Genomic DNA, 20521 nt, shown 5'->3' with positions numbered 1-20521 from the left:
AATGCCCACAGTGCTGAACTATTGAAGCTTTTTAGTCTAGCGCAATGCTGATGATTGGGTGTCGCAAATGTCACCAAAGTAATAAGTTAACAAAAATATTCAAAAGTATAATTGTTGAAGCTGGAAACTTGACCATAATTTGATTGTGTTTTGTACATCCGTTAACGCGGTAGTAACAATTGAGGTGGGATTGTGGTCGCCATTGCAGCAAATTATCTGGATAACTTTTTCTCTAATAAGAGCAACGCGTTTATTATCGCGTTTCTTATGATGTTGGCGAGTTGGAGTCTGGCTTTCACCTCGATAGCGCTCTTGGGGCTTGCTATCAGCTCTGTTTGCGTTTTATTTTTGCTTTTCGTACTTCTCAAAGTGACAAAGGGTAATCAGGACTCTGCAGCCAATAGCACAAGCACGCCATCACAAGATTTTTCATATTCAAACACAAACTTGTTAGCCAATGACTCTATGGGTGTTGCTGTATCTGAAGCAAGCAGCATATTGACGATCACCTCATCAAACCTGGCCGACATATTCTCAACACAAAATGACGCGGTTGCCACATTAAGCGACTCGTTTATTTCGCTACAAACCCTTCTAGGCCAACAAGAAACTAGCATCAATAATCTGCTGACAGATGATGACGACAGCGACTGTGCCTATGCCGATAAAATGCGGACATTTGCTTCTGATACTGACATCACACTAACGCAATTCATCGCCTCAACAACTGAAATGACCGAGTCTACAAGGGCGTTAGAAACCCAAGTACAAACCATTCAGCAGGCCATGCCTACTGTCATTGAGGCGTTAAGTGGTATTGATGATATTTCTTCTCAGACCAATCTTTTGGCGTTAAACGCTGCCATAGAAGCAGCGCGAGCAGGTGAAGCTGGACGCGGTTTTGCAGTTGTTGCCGATGAGGTCCGTGCGCTATCTACCCGTTCTACACAGTTTAGCGACGTTATAAAAACGCAAATAGAAAACATCAAATCGCTCATCGACAAACTAACGGAAACTGCAGAAGTGGTTGCTTCTCAGGACATTTCTCACGTGGTCAACGCGAAAGACGCCATTAGCGAGCAGCTAAAAGGCATTATCAAAAAAGCCGAAGCCGACATACAGGGCGCAAGTGAGCTTGAAGCTATTCGCCAACAACTTGCAGACTCAACTGCTGCCGCTATTCGCGGCTTACAATTTGGCGATATAAACGGTCAAAACCTTACCTACACTCGCGAGATTATTGATTTCATCGTGTTGCAGCTTTCAGAACTAAGCCCTGAGTCTGCGACAAAAGTGAAAGACAACCTAGCTAACTACCAGATTTCGTTGACGGAAAAAGGGCAAGCAGATCACAACCCTGTTTCGTCAACGTCAATGGACGCAGGTGACGTAGAACTTTTTTAACAGCAAAAATAAATAGTTACACAACGATGTGTGATTAACCCTGACATTTTTATAGGTGATTGAGTTATGAGCAAAAGCATACTGATTGTGGACGACTCTGTGTCCATCCGCCAGATGGTAGAAATGACCCTTAAGTCAGCGAACTACAACGTTACTACTGCACAAGACGGCCAAGATGCGTTGGACAAATGCCAAGGCGCGCGTTTCGACTTCGTGCTTACCGATCAAAACATGCCTCGCATGGACGGATTAACGCTTATCAAATCGCTCAGAGGTTTAGCTAACTTCAAGTCGACGCCAATTGTCATGCTGACCACTGAAGCCGGTGATGACATGAAAGCAAAAGGCAAAGCCGCGGGAGCAACCGGATGGATGGTGAAACCTTTCGACCCCAATAAGCTACTTGATGTGATGAAGCGCGTTCTAGGTTAAGAGAGTCGGTTTGAATAGGGTAAATGGGAGTCAGTCATGACCATTGATGTAAACCAATTTCACGGTGTGTTTTTTGACGAGAGTGATGAGCATCTCCAAGATATGGAGCAGTTGCTCATGACCTTGGATGTGGATGCGCCCGACCCCGAAGAGCTGAACAGTATCTTTAGAGCGGCGCACTCTATCAAAGGCGGCAGTGGGATTTTCGGGTTCGATGCACTAATGAATCTGACTCACGTAATGGAGAATTTGCTCGACAAAGCCCGAAACCAGGAAATTCAGGTTACGGCAGACATCGTCGACATATTTTTGCAAACCCTTGATGTATTGAAAGACACCTTATCGGCATATAAAGAACAAACAGATCTTCCCCAAGAACAAATTGATGCAAGTATAAAAGTCCTTGAAGATACCCTCGCAAGTGCGTCAGGACAAATGCCACAAAACGCAGAAGAAACATGTGATCAAACTGCTCAAGGTGAAGCTAATACAGACAACGAGATTGATGGATTTGGATTCTTTGATGAAGACGAGACTGAATCTCAAGAAACCAATTTAGAAAGTTCTCAAAGTCAAAATATCTCAGATGGCATTGAAGGCTTCGGACTTTTCGAAGATGAAGCAGCATCAGAAGAGACGCAGGCTAAAGGTGAAGCGAATACCAAGGTCGGCGTAGCTGATGAGGGCTTTGGCTTTTTCGAACCCGACACCCTTCCTGTAAAAACAGACGCTACTGAATCTTCTTCGCAACAAGTTACACCAAAACAACCTATTGTGAAGCCCGTTAAAACCAAGCCAAAAGCAGCGACGAAAGAGGCAGCATCAATTCGTGTCGATACCACCAAAATCGATGCGATGGTTAATCTGGTCGGCGAACTGGTGATTACTCAATCCATGCTTTCAAACGTGGGGCAGGAAGTTGAAGGGCAAGTCGGAGAGCGCCTACAGCTTGCTATAGACGAGTTGCAGCGCAATACCCGTGAAATTCAAGAATCAGTCATGTCTATGCGCATGTTGCCGGTAAACATGACGTTTAATCGCTTCCCTCGTGTGGTACGTGATTTGTCTTCTAAGCTAGGCAAAAAAGTGGATTTGGTGATTCAAGGTGGCAACACCGAAATAGATAAGAGCCTAATCGAAAAACTGGTCGACCCGCTTACGCATTTAGTAAGGAACAGTATCGATCACGGTATAGAAAGTCCTGAAAAACGCCTTGAAGCTGGCAAAGCCGAAAACGGCACAGTTATCTTAAGTGCAGAGCAGAAAGGTAGCAGTATCATCATTGGTATTATCGACGATGGAGCCGGTTTAAACAAAGCACGCATTGTAGAGAAAGCCACACAAAACGGCCTCACGGTTACGCCAGATATGCCCGACAGTGAAATTTGGCAGCTTATCTTTCAAGCGGGCTTTTCGACTGCTGCAGAAGTTACTGATGTGTCGGGCAGAGGTGTCGGCATGGATGTGGTTCGCAGAAACATCGAGTCTATTGGCGGGCGCATTGAAATTGAATCATCGCAGGGTGAAGGCTCTGCGTTTTATATCCACTTACCACTCACGCTCGCTATCGTAGACGGCATGTGTGTATCGGTTGGCGATCAAATTTTCGTTATCCCACTACTTAACGTTATCGAATCATTTCAACCCACATTATCTCAAGTGAAAACCCTTGGCAATGACAAAGTACTGTGGATTAGAGACCAGTACTGGCCGCTGGTGTCACTTACTCAACTTATGCAGGTAGACGACGGCATCACTGAGCCAACCAAAGGCATCGTCGTGCTACTAGAAAGCAGTAAGAAGCGCTATGGCGTGCTGGTGGATTCGCTTGTGGGTCAACAACAAGTCGTAATTAAGAGCCTTGAGCAACATTACAAAAAAGTAGCAGGGATCGCAGGTGCAACCATTATGGGGGATGGCAAGGTAGCCATGATTTTGGATGCAGACTCGGTGGCTACTAACTGTACAAATGTTCCAAATGAAGAGGTTTCACTATGAGCGAAGCAGCCTTACAACAAGCCGTTAGCGCATCGAAAGAGAACGAATTCTTAAGTTTTGTCTTGGGTGAGGAGCACTATGCCCTTGATATCACAACCGTGAAGGAAATTCGTGGTTACGAACAGGTTACCAAAATTGCCAATGCGCCAAACTTCATTAAAGGCGTGATAAACCTTCGTGGCGACATTGTACCTATCGTCGACTTACGCATTAAGTTCAACGTAGGTGAAGCCACTTATAACGATTTTACTATCGTCATTATGCTTAACGTTCACGAGCGGATCGTTGGCATTGTGGTAGATGGCGTGTCTGACGTCATTCGCCTTTCCGAAGAAGACATGCTGCCGCCACCAGAGTTCGGTGTGGCGTTCGATAGCAAGTACCTTCACGGACTGGCCGATGTCGATGAGCACATGGTTATTTTAGTCAATATTGAAAGCTTAATTACAAGTAACGAATTGGGTTTAGTTGAAACAAAAGCACAAGTGGTTGAGGGCTGAGAAAATGGGAATTATGACGTGGTTAGAAGACTTCACAAAAGCAACGGACGTTAACCAAGCATTGAGAAATAAACAGGCACTTGATGCTACAACCTGTTGCATCATGATGGCCGATGCAGACAGAAATATTATCTATGCTAACCAGTCTGTAAAGTCGCTGCTCAAAGAAAACGAGAAGAAACTTCAGGCTGTACTCCCCAGTTTTTCTGCTGACAACTTGGAAGGTCAAAACATCGACCAGTTTCATCGCAATCCTTCGCATCAGCGCAATATCCTTGCTGAATTGAAATCGACAATGACCTCTACGATTAGCATTGGCGACTTGAACTTCAAACTCACCCTTACGCCGTTTTTTGACCAAGAGAATAACAATATAGGCACCATGGTTGAATGGGTTGATCAGTCAGAATTACTCATTAAAAGCACAATGCTTAATGTGTTGAATAATGCCCAGGCTGTTATCGAATTTAACGCCGATGGTGTTATCCAAAACGCGAACGACAATTTTCTTAATGCGCTTGGCTACAGCCTCAATGAAATTGTTGGCAACCATCACAAAATGTTTTGTGACGCACAATACATTCGCTCAGAAGAGTACGCCCAATTTTGGCGCGACCTCAAAGAGGGCAAGTCACAAAACGGCGAGTTTTGTCGATTCGACAAAATGGGGAAAGAGATTTGGATCCAAGCCACTTACAACCCGGTTTTCGATGGCGAAGGTAAAGTTATTCGCGTTGTGAAATTCGCCACCGACATCACTGCATCTAAGTTACGCAATGCCTATTTCGAAGGACAAATAGACGCAATAAACAAAGCGCAGGCCGTTATTGAATTTGACCTTGAGGGCAAAATTTTAAACGCCAACGAGAATTTCACAAACACGGTTGGCTACAGCCTAGATGAAATTAAAGGCAAGCATCACAGTATGTTTGTGGAAGATGAGTATAAGCGCAGTGTTGAGTACAGTCAGTTTTGGGAACAGTTGCGCCAAGGCGTGCAGTTCACTGACGAATTTAAGCGCGTGGGCAAAGGTGGGAAAGAAGTTTGGATCCAAGCGTCTTATAACCCTATTTTGGATCAAAACGGTAGACCTCACCGTGTGGTGAAATATGCCATTGATATTACTGGTAGAAAACAGGCCATTAGCGATATCAAAACCGCAATGAATGAATTGGTTCAGGGTAATTTAGATTGCCGCATTGAGCATGAGTTCGAGGGTGAATTTAAAGAGCTTGGCACGTCAATCAACCGCTTTATCGACGATATGCGTCGCATTATCGGTTCTATCAGTGATGTGATGACCCGCTTATCTGGCGGTGATTTAACGGCAGAGCTTGATGAACAGTTCGAGGGTGAATTCCAAGTACTAGGCGATGCTATCAATCAATTCGTTAGTGAAATGTCTGGCACTATCGGTTCAATTTACCAAGCAGTAGAGACAATCAATACGGCCTCGTCTGAAATTGCCACGGGGAATTCAGACCTATCAAGTCGTACCGAACAGAAGGCGTCTAGTCTTGAAGAAACGGCGTCGAGCATGGAAGAGCTTACCGGTACCGTCAAGCTCAACGCTGAAAATGCGGAACAAGCCAATAGCTTAGCGTCTCAGAGTTGTGAAATCGCGTCGCGGGGCGGTGAGCTAATTCGTCAGGTTGTGGACACCATGTCGTCTATCAACGAGTCTGCGCAGGAAATTTCAGACATCATCGGCGTAATCGACGGCATCGCATTCCAAACTAATATTCTGGCATTAAACGCTGCCGTAGAAGCTGCTCGAGCAGGTGAGCAGGGCCGTGGCTTTGCGGTAGTTGCGTCAGAGGTACGAAGCCTGGCTCAGCGTTCTGCCGAAGCAGCAAAAGAAATCAAAGAGCTTATATCAGACTCGGTAAGCAAGATTGATGGCGGTAACAAACTCGTCAATCAGTCAGGCGACACCATGGAAGAAGTGGTGACTTCCATTAAGCGAGTTAACGACATTATGTCGGAAATTGCAGCGGCGAGTTCTGAGCAAGCTTCTGGAATTGAAGAGGTAAGTAAAGCCGTTGTGCAAATGGATGAAATGACGCAACAAAATGCAGCGCTGGTGGAAGAGGCTGCGGCTGCCGCAGAAAGTTTGCAGCAGCAAGCGGGAAGTTTATCTGAACGCGTATCAGCATTTAACATTGGTGATAAAGCGACGGTCAGTGAAGAAAAACCAATAAAGGTTACATCAGTAAACAAGAATAAACACGTTGCACCGGTTACAGCAATTAAAACGCAAAAGAAACTGGCTCCAAAAGTACCAAGCAGTGACGATTGGGAGTCGTTCTAAAAAAGCGAAGGCGAATTCTTGAAAAGGAATTCGCCTTTTTTATTACACGGCATTTAGTTTGACGCTTTTAGAACAGAGCGTCGCAAATCAGGTGGATGGAATAATGGGCGTATTTAATATATTTCATAATGAAGAGTTAGTAGCGGCACAAAGTCTTTCACGCTTTCAAGAGCAAGCGCTAAGCGAAAGTACCGCATGTTTGATGTTGGTCGATGCCGAGGGAACGATCACCTTCGCCAACAAAGCATTTTATGCTTTAGCCAACGAGCACCAAACGCAGTTCGAGCGTGTTTTACCAGGCATTAATTTTCAAGGCCTGACGGGCTCTGCTATGGCAGCGTTTTTCGCAAACAATAGCGACCTGAATTTGCGTTACAAAAGCTGTGATAGCAGCGATACCTTTTTACTGCCTGTGGGCGACTTACTCTTTACCCTTAAGTTATCTACCATCAAAAGTGTTGAAGGCGACAAGCTCGGCACCATGGTGGAATGGCTTAATGATCAGGAGCTGCAATATAAAACCGGTTTATTGGCAGGGTTAGATCGTTGCCAAGCCATTATTTCCTTTACGCCGGAGGGAATAGTAGAAGACGCCAATGAAAACTTTTTGAAGGTTACAGGCTATTCGAAAGAAGACATTGTTGGTAAGCATCATCGCCTTTTTGTATTGCCAGACTACGGCGTGTCTGAAGAATATAAATCACTCTGGGAATCGCTGCGAAACGGTGAGCACAGCAGCGGTGAATATTGCCGCGTAGCGAAAAACGGCGACAAAGTATGGATTCAAGCCTCTTACAACCCTATCTATGACAAGCTCGGAAATATTGTTCGGGTAGTAAAATTTGCTACCGATGTAACGGAGCAAAAACGCAAAAATGCAGACTACGAAGGCCAAATAAATGCCATTGACAAGTCCCTTGCTGTAATTGAGTTCGACCTTGAAGGCGTTATTCAAAACGCCAACGCAAACTTCTGCGCAACAACGGGATATGAGCTGAACGAAATCAAAGGTCAGCATCATAGTATGTTTGTTGAACCCAACTATAAAATGAGCCCTGAGTATGCAGCGTTCTGGCGTGACTTAAAGAAAGGTGAGTTTAAGTCAGGCGAATTCAAACGGGTAAAAAAAGATGGCAGTGAGCTTTGGATCCAAGCGTCTTATAACCCTATTTTTGACGAGTTCGGCCAGCCAATAAAAGTGGTGAAATATGCGTCTGATGTGACTGAACAAAAGCTACAAAACGCGTTTAACACAGGGCAAATAGACGCAATAAGTAAATCACAAGCGGTGATCGAGTTTGATACAAAAGGCAATATTCTCGTCGCCAACGATAACTTTCTGGCAACGGTTGGCTATTCCCTAGATGAAATTGAAGGCAAACACCACCGCATTTTTGTGACTAAACAAGAGCGAGAATCTGAACAGTACCAATCGTTTTGGAAAAAACTGGCAGAAGGCCAATTTTACTCGGGTGAATTTCACAGAATTGCGAAAGACGGCTCAGATATTTGGATTCAAGCGACCTACAATCCTATTTTAGACATGAGTGGGAATGTAGTTAAAGTGGTGAAGTACGCCAGTAATATCACCGAACAGAAAGTTAAAAATGCCTACTTTGAAGGGCAGTTAGCTGCAATAGGAAAGTCTCAGGCCGTCATAGAGTTCAATATGGATGGCATTATTCAGCATGCCAATGAAAACTTTCTAACTACGGTGGGCTACACCTTAGATGAAATCAAAGGTAAGCATCACAGCATGTTCGTCGACCCTGCTCACCGAGCTAGCCCTGAATACGCGGCGTTTTGGGATGCGCTACGCAGCGGCACTTTTTCTTCAGGTGAATATCGTCGATTGGGTAAAAACGGCAAAGAGATATTTATTCAAGCCACGTATAACCCTATTTTAGACCACAACGGTAAGCCTTTCCGTGTAGTTAAGTTTGCTACCGATATTACGGGTAGAACCCAAGCTGTTGATGAAATTAAACACGTAATGACCAAGCTGACAGAGGGCGACTTAACGGTCAACATTGAACATGCTTTAGACGGTGACTTTGCTGTATTGGGCGAGGCCATTAATCAGTTCATCAACGAAATGCGAGGCACCATCACAAGTATTAACGAAGCAGTAGAAACCATTAATGTGGCGTCAGGTGAGATTGCAACGGGCAATGCTGACTTATCAAGCCGCACTGAGCAGCAGGCATCCAGTCTGGAAGAAACTGCATCGAGTATGGAAGAGCTAACGGGAACCGTAAAACTGAACGCAGAAAATGCAGAGCAAGCGAATGGCTTAGCGGCACAGGCGAGTAAAATTGCTTCAGAAGGGGGGCAGGTTATAGGTGAAGTGGTGAAAACCATGACCCAAATCAACGACTCGGCACAAGAGATCTCTGACATTATTGGTGTTATAGACGGCATCGCTTTTCAAACTAATATTCTTGCTTTAAACGCAGCCGTTGAAGCTGCTCGCGCGGGCGAACAGGGGCGAGGCTTTGCGGTAGTTGCTTCAGAGGTAAGAAACTTAGCTCAGCGCTCAGCCGAAGCAGCGAAAGACATCAAAGAACTGATTTCTGACTCTGTAACCAAAATAGCCAGCGGTAACGAGCTGGTTGTGAAATCGGGTGACACCATGGCTGAGGTAGTAACTTCCATTAAGCGCGTAAACGACATTATGTCTGAAATTGCCGCTGCGTCTGCCGAGCAAGCGGCGGGCATTGAAGAGGTGAGCAAAGCGGTCATTCAAATGGATGAAATGACCCAACAAAATGCAGCACTGGTAGAAGAGGCTGCCGCCGCCGCGGACAGTTTGAAGCAGCAGTCGTTGCAACTTAATGAACGGGTATCGGTATTTGAAGTTGGAAAGGGCTTGTCAATGGAGCAAAAGCACATCGCTGCGCTCTCTCACACCGACTTCAAGCAGCCACGCGTAGCCTCAGTGATTAACAACGCGCCTCAAGTACAAGGACTGAAACCCGCACTGCCTGATGAAGCCGAGTGGGAGTCGTTCTAATGACAACGGTTCTTTCATCGCACGAAAGCACTCGGGAGTTCGCCTTTGAAAAGGCGGACTTCCACAAAGTGCAAAACATGCTTTTCAAAAAAGCAGGTATAAAGTTGTCAGACGCTAAAGAAGCGATGGTATACAGCAGATTGGCTCGGCGTATCAGAGCCCTTCAGCTCACAAGCTTTAACGATTATCTAGGCGTAGTTGATAAGTCTGAACCTGAGCTAGAGCAGTTCATCAATGCATTGACGACCAATCTTACGTCGTTTTTTCGCGAGCCACACCACTTCACTGCACTGGCTGAGCACTTAAAACAACATCCAGAAGTAACCACTATCTGGTGTGCTGCCAGCTCAACCGGAGAAGAGCCTTACTCTATTGCCATGGTCGTCGCAGAGGCGTTTGGAAGCTTCAAAACGCCTGTGAAAATCATTGCATCAGACATAGACAGTAAGGTACTGCAAAAAGCCAAAGCGGGTATTTATCCTTTAGCATCGATCGCGAAAATACCCGTCCAAAGACAAAAACAATTCTTCCATAAAGGTAAAGGTGCAAACGAGGGAAAAGTGAAAGTAGTGGATGAGTTAAGACACATGGTGCAGTTCAAAAAACTCAATCTTACCGATGCAAAGTGGGATGTAAAAGGTCCACTCGATATCATTTTTTGTCGAAACGTAATGATTTACTTCGACAAGCCCACGCAACTAAACGTGTTACAAAGAATGGTGGGTATGTTAAAGCCTGCAGGACTTTATATGGCAGGGCATTCTGAAAACTTCAATATGTGTACTAATCTTGTGAGACCGGTAGGTAAAACTATATATCGCCCGGTTCATTAGGAGCACGTGTGGAATCTTGTAATTTCGAAGTACCTATTAGCTATTACGACAAACGTTTTTCTATCGACGCAGTAAAGCTATTACCTGGACAATACTTCGTAACAACACAAGATAAAATGCTGGTGACTGTGTTGGGGTCTTGTGTGGCGGCATGTCTATACGACCCTGAAACGGGCATTGGCGGCATGAATCACTTTATGTTGCCGACAGTAAATAAAACTGCCAGTGAGTTCGAAAAAACACAAGGTATGGCTGCCAAATATGGCGTGCATGCCATGGAAATTCTTATCAACGACTTAGTGAAAGCCGGTGCCAATAAAGCCCGAATAAAAGCAAAAGTGTTTGGTGGTGGAAAAGTGGTGCCGTCCTTCGTGCAGCACGATGTTGGGAAGTTCAACGCAGAATTCGTAACAGACTTTTTAAGCACGGAAGGCATACCGATATTGGCCAGTGACTTATGTGATGTTTACGCGCGCAAGGTTTACTTTTTTCCAAGCAACGGCAATGTCTTTATGAAGCGAATTCACGAGCTTAATAACGCCACTATTATTGAAAGAGAAAGTCAGCATCGGTGGGAACTGTCAAGACGTGCACCTACCGGTAGCGTAGATATCTTCGAGGACTAACAATGACGATAAAAGTTTTGGTGGTAGATGACTCGGCACTGATCCGGCAAATTCTAAGTGAAATTATAAAAAGTGAGCCAGACATGGCATTAGTGGGTGCTGCTCCCGATGCTTTCGTGGCAAAAAAGCTGGTTCTAGAAAAGTCGCCAGATGTTATTACGCTTGATATAGAAATGCCTAAAGTGGACGGATTACGCTTTCTAGAAGTACTGATGAATGCGAGGCCAACGCCCGTAGTCATGATTTCTACGCTAACCGAAAAAGGCGCTGATGCCACGCTGAGGTCCTTGGAGTTAGGAGCTATCGACTTTGTTGCAAAGCCCAAAATAGGTGTGGCGCAAGGCATGGCAGACTATCATCAGTTGATTGTTGAGAAAATACGTACGGCTGCGCGCTCTAAAGTGAAAAAATCAGCGCCTTCGAAAGTGTCTACCGTGAGCAAAGTCAATTATTCGGGTACTGAGAAAATCATTGCAATTGGTGCCTCGACCGGTGGAACAGAAGCCATAAAAGAGGTGTTGCGCACCTTTCCGGCGAACGCTCCTGCCACCGTGATCACACAACACATGCCAGCAGGGTTTACTTCGACTTACGCTAAACGACTAGATGCCGTGTGCCAAATGCAGGTCAAAGAAGCGAAAGGCGGAGAACGTTTACTACCAGGCCAAGCCTACCTTGCACCTGGCGATAAACACATGGAAATTGAAAGAAGCGGGGCTGATTACCGGATTAGATTGACCGATGGCGCGCGCGTATCGGGTCACAAGCCCTCGGTGGACGTGTTATTTAATTCTATCTGTAAAAGTGCTGGTAGCAATGCGTTAGGCGTTTTACTTACGGGCATGGGTAGCGACGGCGCAAGCGGCCTTCACGAAATGTTTAACGCGGGCTGCGAAACATTTTGTCAGGACGAAGCTAGTTGTATAGTTTTTGGTATGCCCAAAGTAGCCATAGAAAAGGGCGCCGCTAAGCGCGTAATAAGCCTAGATGATATGGGCAGAAGTGTTATGCAAACCGTAGAAAAGCTCTCGGCAGGTAGTCGCTTGTAAGTATAGTGAGTAAATACTTACAGAATGCAATTTCTGTCCTAAAACCTGTAAAAGGATTGTTATAACTTTTCTTGTTCCAGAAAAGCTAAGGTGTTTTAATAGCAACGCTTAATAGTGAGTAATGCTGCTGCAGAATGCTGTTGCTGTAGCCGATACTATGGATAGGCTCACTATTTAGTGCGTAAAAATATAAAAATCGATACGTAAGTGGAATGGTAAGGTAAATCATTGTCGACATAATAATATAAAAGACAATGGCTTATGTGCGTTAGCAAGAACAAGGTAGGCAAAGTTTTATTACTGCGTATGTTTTGTAGTACCTAACTAGAATAAAAGGCCTGCTATATTCCTTACAGATTTGAGAGCAAATATATGCTCATTCTTACGGTATGACACTAACCCGGGATTATAACGAGTAGTTGGGGACTCTTATGAAACAGCAAACGCTTATAGCAGTATCAGCTTTAATGTTTTCTTCTTCTGTTTTGGCTAATGGCGGCTTTGAACCGAATAAGAAAGCATGCGTGAACGTCGGAAAAGAAATCACTCGCGTAAGCACTGAAATGGACGCAGCTAAGTCAGGTATTCAGAAGTCATGGCTTAAGCGTCAATTAAGCGCACTAGAAACGAAACGCAATTCTTGCAGCACACAAGGTTTTAAGCCAAACCAGCCCGAGCTAGCAAAAGTTTAATTGTTTTGTATTTCGATTTGAAAAAAGTCTTACTTCGGTAAGACTTTTTTGTTTGCGCCTAACTATTTTTGCCAACACGCTAGATTTATAGCGGTCAGGCACAGCGAGGTCGTTGTGCCCTCACACAGAGCACGTTACGAACTTATCATTTCGATAAGCGCAGTAAGCGAAGCAATGCTGTGATCGGGAGCAAGACCTAACGGGTACATCATTTTCCCCGAGCGTTCTACGAATGCGGTTTGCATACCTGTCGCCTTAGCACCACTTACATCCCAACCATGAGCCGCCACCATCATGGCATCTTCGTTCTTTACGTTAGCCTGCTGACAGGCCCAGTGATAAACCGCAGCATGTGGTTTGTAGGTACGTACACTTTCCACACTTAATACATGGGAAAAATAGGGCTTAATATTGGCAAACTCAAGCTGTGCGTCTAGTCCGGCTTTAGATGAGTTTGAAAGGGCGACCAAGGTTACACCAGCACTTTGAAGCGCCTTTAATGTAGGAACAACATCGTCGTGCGCTGGCAATCGGGTAATATGCTGTTTGATGATATCTTTTGCGGTAGCCTCATCAACAGATATATCCTTACTGTGAGCTACCATGGTAAGCGCTGCGGCTCCAATATCAATGAAATCGTGAAACTGTCCAGACGCAACATCCACTAAACTGTGATGCAATAAGTTAGCAAACCATAAGTCTACCAGTGTCTCATCGCCGTTTAGCACCGACGCTAAGCCTGTTTTTATGGCCTGCATGTCTAGTAGTGTTTCATTAATATCGAAGAAAATAACCTTTGGCGTCACGATTCACCTTCCTATAGTTGATGATAGTAAACGGTACGTTTCGTTTTTAGCTTGTTCGTTGCTTATACCACTGTAAAACAGAATTGGTTTTGCTAAAGCACATTACGACCAATGTCGATGAATTAACGCTGACAGGATATAAGAAGAATCTAACAAGAAAGGGGTGCAAGAAAAGGCAGCAATAGCCTCATAAACCTTGAACGAAATATATTGAGAGAAACGAACAACAAAAAGCCGGCACTAAGGCCGGCTTTATTTTTAGGTGTTGCGCTTTTTGTTCTTAGAAGAACAAATAAGAAACGCTAAGCTTCATGCTACGAGGCATAATGTAGCGGCCGTTTGGTGAATCTGGATTACGCGGGTCACCCTCGGTAATACCTTGTTCGTCGGTCAGGTTATCAACAGAGAACTGAAGACGAAGTGATTCAGTTGGCTCTAGCGTTAGACCCACATCAATCTTCTCGTATCCTTCTAGTACAACTGTGTTTTCGTTGTTACCAAAGCGATCATCAACCGCTGATAATGTACCGTATACCGTGGCATACATATCGCCGATATCGAAGCCGTAGCTTGGTGTTACACGTACTTGCCAACCAGGCTGACGCTGAGATTCATTGCCTTCGTTATTGGCGCTGGCAGTAATTTCAGTTTCCTGAATAGTTCCGTTCACGCTTAACGAGAAGCCTGAATCGTGGCTATAGCGACCGTCAAGTTCTATACCGTAAGCTTCGTTAGTAAGAATTTCAGCCGGTGCGCCCGGACGGCGTACAAACGTATCGCCTTTTACTTCGTTTGCGAATGCAGTCGCAAAGAACTGGATGCTGTCATTCATGAACTTATAGCCAAGCTCGCCTTGAGTAACTTCTTGAATCAAGTCGTTACCGCCAGTGTAGGCACCCCAGTTGTCTCTGAAGTCGTCGAAATAAGGCATTTTATAGCCTCGGTTCATGCGAACGAATACACCGCTGGTGTCATTAAGCGCGTAGTTTGCGCCCACTGTCCACGACGTTTTGGTTTCGTCGTACTCAAGCGCTTTAGTTATTTTGCCATCAAGATCTTCATCTACTGAATAGTTCACTTCGTGATTTTCACGGCGTAGCCCTAAGTCGATGCTCAGGTCTGTGGTTGCGTACCACGTACCCGTTGCATAAAGTGCGAACGTGCTTGCATCACCTACAGAGCTGATGTCGTAGTTCCAATCGCAGCCTTGTGCGTCGGTGTTACATTCGATCCCGTCTAGCAATTCGCCGCCTGGCTGCAACACGTGGTAAGCCGTGTTACCAATGCTCCACCAGTCATTAGCTTTGGTTGAGGCACTGTAAATACCAAATGATGTATCGAAGTCTTCCCAGCTTTTCGACACAGCAAGGTCGTTAGTGAAAGCTTCAATATCTTTAAGTACTACCCAACGGCCGATTTGCTGAATAGGCGTATCACCGTCATACACTGTGCCAGTTACTGCACCAGTGGCTGATTCGCCATTGTCGGCAACATTTGCAACGGTAGTTGCAGAACCATTCGGTACAAGACCAAAAGTATTGGCTTCACCTTTGGTAAGGTTAAAGCGGTCAACTAGCTGCCAGTCGTTGCCTAAGTCAAGCTTAATGCTACCGCCACTTACGTGTCCGTCCCATCCACGACCTTCGCCAAAGTCGAACGACTCAGTGGTATCATTAGGGCCATACGTAATGGTGCCTTGGCGATTCAATGGACCAATTTGCGTATAGTTTGCGTCGATGCCTTCAACGTTTAAAGGTGTAGGTAAGTACCAAGTACCGCGATCGTCAGTTTGACGGGTATAAAGGTTAAGCTCGCCTTTTTCGAAAACTTTAGTGATGTTAACGGTGAACTGGTTACCCTGCTCAGAGTTAAAGCCGGCATCTCGAATACCTTCTGAGCTCTTAATGTAGCCACCTACCATGTAGTACAAGTCGTCATCTAGTGCGCCGCTTGCAACCACGTCAATACGGTTTAGGCCGTAGTCAGAGATGGTGTACTTCGCTGACGCTTCTGTCGACTCGCCACCACGTTTAAGGCGGAAGTTTGTTGTAAGACCTGGTTGACCGTTGCTTACTACTGGGTTTGGACCACCGCGTAAACCTTCAACCATTTCAATTGTATCGTCTATGCGAAACAGCTGAGAGTTCTCAAGGAAAGATAGCGTAGGTGCAGGGTAGATAGGAGAGTTCTCAAGCGCAATCGTTAAGAACGGCGCATCGCCACCACCTGGAAAACCACGCACAAATACGTTCGCGCCTGACTCACCGCCTGAGCTTTCAACCCAAACACCTGGAATGGCCTTAAACAAATCGGCCGTAGACTTAGGTGCCAATTTTTCAATGTCGCTAGCGTCGATGTTGGTTACCGCGAAGCTTGCGTCAATCTTTCTAATCCCTGCGCCGCCTGGCGTACCGCTGACAACAATGATCTCTGCGTTGTCTTTCGCTTGTTGTTTTACGTCTTCTTGTGCCATGGCAGGCTGCGTTAGTGCTACCGCTACTGCACTCGCCAGCATTCCTTTTGTAAACAACGTTTTCATGGTGTGTGCTCCCGAAAATGTTCTATTGCGTTGTTAACTGAATGCGTTAAACAGGTTTAAAAATTGTTATACGCATCACGATTGCGAAACAAAATAGATCTGTTTGCAAACGATTGCAAGAATAAAATGCAATCGTTTGCAAATTTTTTGTTTATTGTTGTTAACATGGTTTTACGCCAAGACGATTCGCGCTATATTGTGAATTCGGCTGTAGAGTCGACGATTTATCCGGTTTAGGTAGCGGTTTTACGCTTATATTTTGTAGTGCTATCACGGGTAACCCGGTATACCGAAAATTATTAGAGAATGGTCACATTGGTTTCTGAAACAAAACTCACCTTAGCGAAGCTGGCTGATATTGCTGGTGTATCAACATCGACAGCATCACGGGCACTGAAAGACAACCCGCTTATTAAGCAGGAAACCCGAAGCAGAATTCAGGCACTAGCTAAAGAGCACAATTTTAGTATTAACGCGGCCGCTAGCCGCTTAAGAACACAGAAAACTCACGTGATAGCGGTGATTTTAAATCTAATCGACAACACCGAACAAAGCACTACAGACCCATTCCTGCTCAAGTTGGTGGGAGAGCTAAATCAGGCGCTAAATGCCAAAGGCTACGAGCTACTGCTGTCTAACTCATTTATGGCATCTGACGATTGGGCGAACTACTTTATTCGCAGCCAACGCGCCGACGGTATTATTGTCATTGGGCAAGGCAAATCTACGGCCAAAATCGACCGAGCAGCACAGTCGGGCATTCCCATTGTAGTGTGGGGCGATGCAAAAACAGACGCGCCATATCCCATTATCGGCGGCGACAACTATCTGGGGGGCTATACGGCAACCCAGCATTTGCTGAGCCACGGCGCCAAACGCATTTTGTTTCTTGGAGACTCTGAACACGCGGAAATGCAGGAACGTCACAAGGGATATTCGCAAGCCCACCGCAATGCGAATGTGCCAATAGACACGCAGTGCACCTGCGCCATCGATATTACGTCGAAAGCAGCATACCAATACATTAACGAGCGTATAAAGGCGAATGGGTTAGATTTCGACGGGATCGTTTGTGTAAGTGATATGGTGGCATTAGGCGCGTTAAAAGCGTTAAAAGAGCGCTATGTAGGTATTCCAAGCGATGTAGGCATTGTGGGTTACGACGATATTTCTTTAGCTGAACTTATGCACCCGTCGTTAACAACGGTGCGTCAGAATACTCAGCAAGCCGCAATAGAGATGGTTACGCAGCTATTAAACCAGTTTGAAAACAAACCTACAGAAAGCCAGGTAGTGGAAACAACCTTAATTGCCCGTCGCTCTACGCAGCACAGCGACTAATATTTCGCTTTTTTATCAGCTTTTTAACGCATAAACGCTATTATTTAACGGTAACAGGGTGTCGATATTAAGCTCTAACGAAAAAATAATAGCGCTTTGCAAACGTTTGCATTTTTATTTTCTTACGACTACACTCCTGCATAATTCAGTTAACAGAGTGTTTACACATGTCCCGATTCATGGTCATTGCAGCCATTGCCATTAGCTACTACGTATTTGCCATACTACTTAACAGTGTGGGGACTGTTATTCTGCAATCGATCAATAGCTTCGACATTAGTAAGCCAGAGGCAAGCACATTAGAAGGCTTTAAAGATCTTTCTATTGCTGTTGTCTCGTTCCTAGTGGCCAGCTTCATTCCTAGAGTTGGTTACAAGCTTTCAATGCTACTTGGGTTAGCATTAGTGGCCGTTGCCTGTGCGCTGACGCCTTCTATCGCAAGTTTCTGGTTCATTAAAGTGTTGTTTGCCTGCATAGGTACTGCATTTGCGCTAGTGAAAGTGTCGGTGTACGCCATTATTGGGCAGCTGTCGTCTACCACTAAAGCGCACTCATCGTTAATGAACACCATTGAAGGTATTTTTATGTTGGGCGTGTTGTCTGGCTACTGGGTGTTTGCTGGGTTTATCGACCCCAATAACGACGCTTCTTTATCTTGGCTGAACGTTTACTACTTACTAGCTGCGCTGGTTGGTTTTACGTTAATCGTTGTGGCATTGGCTCCTATAAAGCCTGTGGAAAAAGCGCAATCAGAAGGCCTTGCAAGCGAGTTCTTCAGCATGCTGAAATTGGCCTATAAGCCTTTAGTGCTGGTGTTTATCTTCTCTATTTTCTTATACGTGTTAATAGAGCAGGGCATAGGTTCGTGGCTGCCAACTTTTAACAAAGAGGTGCTGGGCTTACCTACTCAAGTCAGCATTCAAATAACCAGTATCTTTGCGATAGCGCTGGCCGTTGGGCGCTTAACTGCGGGCGCAGTACTTACGCGAATGAACTGGTATCCCTTCTTAAATATCTGTTTGGCGGGTATGGCTACGGTAATGCTACTAAGCTTACCGCTTGCCGAAAACGTGGCTGACAGCACAATAGCCAGCTGGGCTGATGCACCAATAGCTGCGTTCCTTATTCCATTAATTGGATTGATGATGGCGCCTATTTACCCCGTATTAAACTCGGTAATGCTAAGCGCGCTACCTCAACATCAACATGCACCTATGACAGGGCTAATTGTGGTATTTTCGGCTCTTGGAGGAACCACAGGTTCTATCGTGACTGGGTTTATTTTCGACGCAGTAGGGGGCCAACAAGCATTTTATCTATCGCTTATTCCAATCGGTGCATTAGTGGTAACCCTATTCTTCTTTAAACGAGCGTCTTCTTCTCTATCGCCTAAAGGTGCGCAGTAACTATGAGTTCTTCTTCACACAACTGGCGCGACAGCTTGTCGTTTTTTGCCAGCGACCTGTTTAAACATGTGCAAATGGCACAGCTATTCCCAGACAGCAAAACCTTCGCTGACGCTATTGTTAAAACCGATCTCAACACCGTTTTAGCGGCTTATGAACAAGCGTGTTTAGATGCTGAGAAAAGCGGCGAAGCAGTAGACTTAGCTACGTTTGTTAATACCCATTTCGATATTCCAGAAATGATTAGCGCAACATCGCAAACCAAGTTTGAAAATGTAGCCGATTATATTGAGCATATGTGGCAGGTGCTAACGCGTACCCCCGACACTGAGCAGAAAGACAGCTTAATAGCGCTTACCCGCCCATACATAGTGCCGGGTGGACGCTTTCGCGAAATCTATTACTGGGATACATATTTTACCGCGTTAGGTCTAATTGACGCGGGGCGCACCGACATGGCAATTAACATGTTGGTGAACTTTGTAGATATTTTAAATGAAGTAGGCTGCATTCCTAATGGCAACCGCGCCTATTACTACTCTCGCAGTCAGCCTCCTATTTTGGCGTTGTTTTATAATTTGCTTAAAGACGCACTAAGCGACCAGCAAAAAGAATACGTTATCTGGGGCTTAAAGAAAGAATACCAGTTTTGGATGAATGAAGCGGGCGAGAACGCGTCACAGAAGGGCGTAGCACAACTGCGCACGGTTACCATGCCGTGTGGTGCTACACTTAATCGTTACTTCGACACCGAGCCTACGCCTCGCCCTGAGTCTTATCGAGAAGACATAGAAACAGCAGAGCACATAGGCGCTGACAAAAGTCAGTTTTACCAGCATGTTCGCGCGGCTTGCGAATCGGGTTGGGACTTTAGTTCGCGCTGGCTAGCTAATCCCAATTCACTGGCAAGTATTCGTACAACTGAAATTATTCCCGTAGATTTAAATGCGCTTTTAGTAACGCTTGAACAGACTCTGGCAAGCGTGACTAAAGGTGCCGAGCAAGCGCGCTACAGTGCGGCATCTACAGCGCGAATTAACGCAATAAACACCTATTTGTTTAATGCTGAAAAGGCGGGCTATTTTGACTATCACTTCCCCACACAAACTCAAACCAATGTAGTGTCAGCGGCTATGTGTGTGCCGTTGTTCGTTGGTATTGCAAATGAACAACAGGCAGAGGGAGTGCGCGCTGCGGTAATGAATACCTTGTTAAAAGAAGGTGGCGTGGTAACCACTTCAAACGCGACGTCGCAACAATGGGATGCGCCAAATGGCTGGGCACCGCTTCAACTGTTTGCCGTTGAAGGGCTGCGCAACTATGGGTTTGAAATGCAGGCTCAAACCATCATGCTGCGCTTTTGTAAAACCATTGAGCGTCACTTTGCATCAAGCGGTGTGCTACTTGAAAAGTACAATGTGTGCGAACCGGAAATAAAAGCAGGTGGCGGTGAATACGACGTTCAGCTAGGTTTCGGGTGGACTAATGGCGTGTATACCCGCTTTCAGACATACCTGAACCAGTAAACACGCTTCGGTTAAAACAAAAACGCGCGGTACCGTAACAACGGG

At 45.4% G+C, this 20521-nt stretch carries 15 protein-coding genes; 13 read left to right on the top strand and 2 right to left on the bottom strand.

Going from position 1 to position 20521, the window contains the following annotated elements; genetic code table 11:
* The first annotated feature begins 192 nt into the window (after positions 1 to 192).
* From QVA83_RS18680 to QVA83_RS18635, 10 genes are all read left to right on the top strand, one after another.
* Positions 193 to 1404 (top strand): methyl-accepting chemotaxis protein, encoded by a 1212-nt coding sequence (locus tag QVA83_RS18680; RefSeq protein WP_156077783.1) that lies wholly within the window; start codon positions 193 to 195, stop codon positions 1402 to 1404.
* Between the two features lie 66 nt (positions 1405 to 1470).
* Entirely contained in the window at positions 1471 to 1836 is a 366-nt protein-coding gene (locus QVA83_RS18675; protein WP_014947941.1) for a response regulator, read from the top strand.
* Positions 1837 to 1872: 36 nt separating this feature from the next.
* The gene (locus QVA83_RS18670) at positions 1873 to 3834 is read left to right on the top strand and encodes a chemotaxis protein CheA (protein WP_287498800.1); all 1962 of its coding nucleotides are present in this window, start codon (positions 1873 to 1875) and stop codon (positions 3832 to 3834) included.
* Complete coding sequence (locus QVA83_RS18665) at positions 3831 to 4334, top strand: chemotaxis protein CheW (RefSeq protein WP_014947943.1); 504 nt, start codon at positions 3831 to 3833, stop codon at positions 4332 to 4334. Before QVA83_RS18670 ends, QVA83_RS18665 begins: the two co-directional genes overlap by 4 nt.
* A gap of 4 nt (positions 4335 to 4338) precedes the next feature.
* The gene (locus QVA83_RS18660; RefSeq protein WP_287498799.1) at positions 4339 to 6645 is read left to right on the top strand and encodes a methyl-accepting chemotaxis protein; all 2307 of its coding nucleotides are present in this window, start codon (positions 4339 to 4341) and stop codon (positions 6643 to 6645) included.
* Between the two features lie 103 nt (positions 6646 to 6748).
* Positions 6749 to 9658: a methyl-accepting chemotaxis protein gene (locus QVA83_RS18655; RefSeq protein ID WP_156079084.1), complete on the top strand. Its 2910-nt coding sequence runs from the start codon at positions 6749 to 6751 to the stop codon at positions 9656 to 9658.
* Positions 9658 to 10491, top strand: a complete 834-nt coding sequence (locus QVA83_RS18650; protein WP_156077786.1) for a CheR family methyltransferase — start codon at positions 9658 to 9660, stop codon at positions 10489 to 10491. Before QVA83_RS18655 ends, QVA83_RS18650 begins: the two co-directional genes overlap by 1 nt.
* Positions 10492 to 10499: 8 nt before the next feature.
* The gene (cheD, locus tag QVA83_RS18645; RefSeq protein WP_014947947.1) at positions 10500 to 11117 is read left to right on the top strand and encodes a chemoreceptor glutamine deamidase CheD; all 618 of its coding nucleotides are present in this window, start codon (positions 10500 to 10502) and stop codon (positions 11115 to 11117) included.
* A gap of 2 nt (positions 11118 to 11119) precedes the next feature.
* Positions 11120 to 12166: a protein-glutamate methylesterase/protein-glutamine glutaminase gene (locus QVA83_RS18640; RefSeq protein WP_014947948.1), complete on the top strand. Its 1047-nt coding sequence runs from the start codon at positions 11120 to 11122 to the stop codon at positions 12164 to 12166.
* Positions 12167 to 12597: 431 nt separating this feature from the next.
* Positions 12598 to 12858: a hypothetical protein gene (locus QVA83_RS18635; protein WP_014947949.1), complete on the top strand. Its 261-nt coding sequence runs from the start codon at positions 12598 to 12600 to the stop codon at positions 12856 to 12858.
* A gap of 134 nt (positions 12859 to 12992) precedes the next feature.
* On the opposite strand, the gene QVA83_RS18630 is transcribed toward QVA83_RS18635, so the two are convergent.
* Entirely contained in the window at positions 12993 to 13664 is a 672-nt protein-coding gene (locus QVA83_RS18630) for a haloacid dehalogenase type II (protein WP_014947950.1), read from the bottom strand.
* 280 nt (positions 13665 to 13944) lie between these two features.
* Positions 13945 to 16203, bottom strand: coding sequence for a TonB-dependent receptor (locus QVA83_RS18625; protein ID WP_014947951.1), 2259 nt, complete (start codon positions 16201 to 16203; stop codon positions 13945 to 13947).
* Between the two features lie 306 nt (positions 16204 to 16509).
* Between QVA83_RS18625 and QVA83_RS18620 the strand changes: the two genes are divergently transcribed.
* The 3 genes from QVA83_RS18620 (at position 16510) to QVA83_RS18610 (ending at position 20476) form a co-directional block, all read left to right on the top strand.
* Positions 16510 to 17544: a LacI family DNA-binding transcriptional regulator gene (locus tag QVA83_RS18620; RefSeq protein WP_069943591.1), complete on the top strand. Its 1035-nt coding sequence runs from the start codon at positions 16510 to 16512 to the stop codon at positions 17542 to 17544.
* Positions 17545 to 17711: 167 nt separating this feature from the next.
* The gene (locus QVA83_RS18615) at positions 17712 to 18950 is read left to right on the top strand and encodes an MFS transporter (RefSeq protein WP_231513025.1); all 1239 of its coding nucleotides are present in this window, start codon (positions 17712 to 17714) and stop codon (positions 18948 to 18950) included.
* Between the two features lie 2 nt (positions 18951 to 18952).
* On the top strand, positions 18953 to 20476 hold the full coding sequence (locus QVA83_RS18610) for a trehalase family glycosidase (protein WP_069943593.1): 1524 nt from the start codon (positions 18953 to 18955) through the stop codon (positions 20474 to 20476).
* The last annotated feature ends 45 nt before the right edge of the window (positions 20477 to 20521 follow it).

It is taken from the genome of Alteromonas sp. AO-Serp (assembly GCF_017849675.1).
GTDB classification, from domain to species: Bacteria; Pseudomonadota; Gammaproteobacteria; order Enterobacterales; family Alteromonadaceae; genus Alteromonas; species Alteromonas macleodii.
Note: the sequence above shows the minus strand (reverse complement) of the source record. Positions and strands in the feature narration are given on the sequence as shown.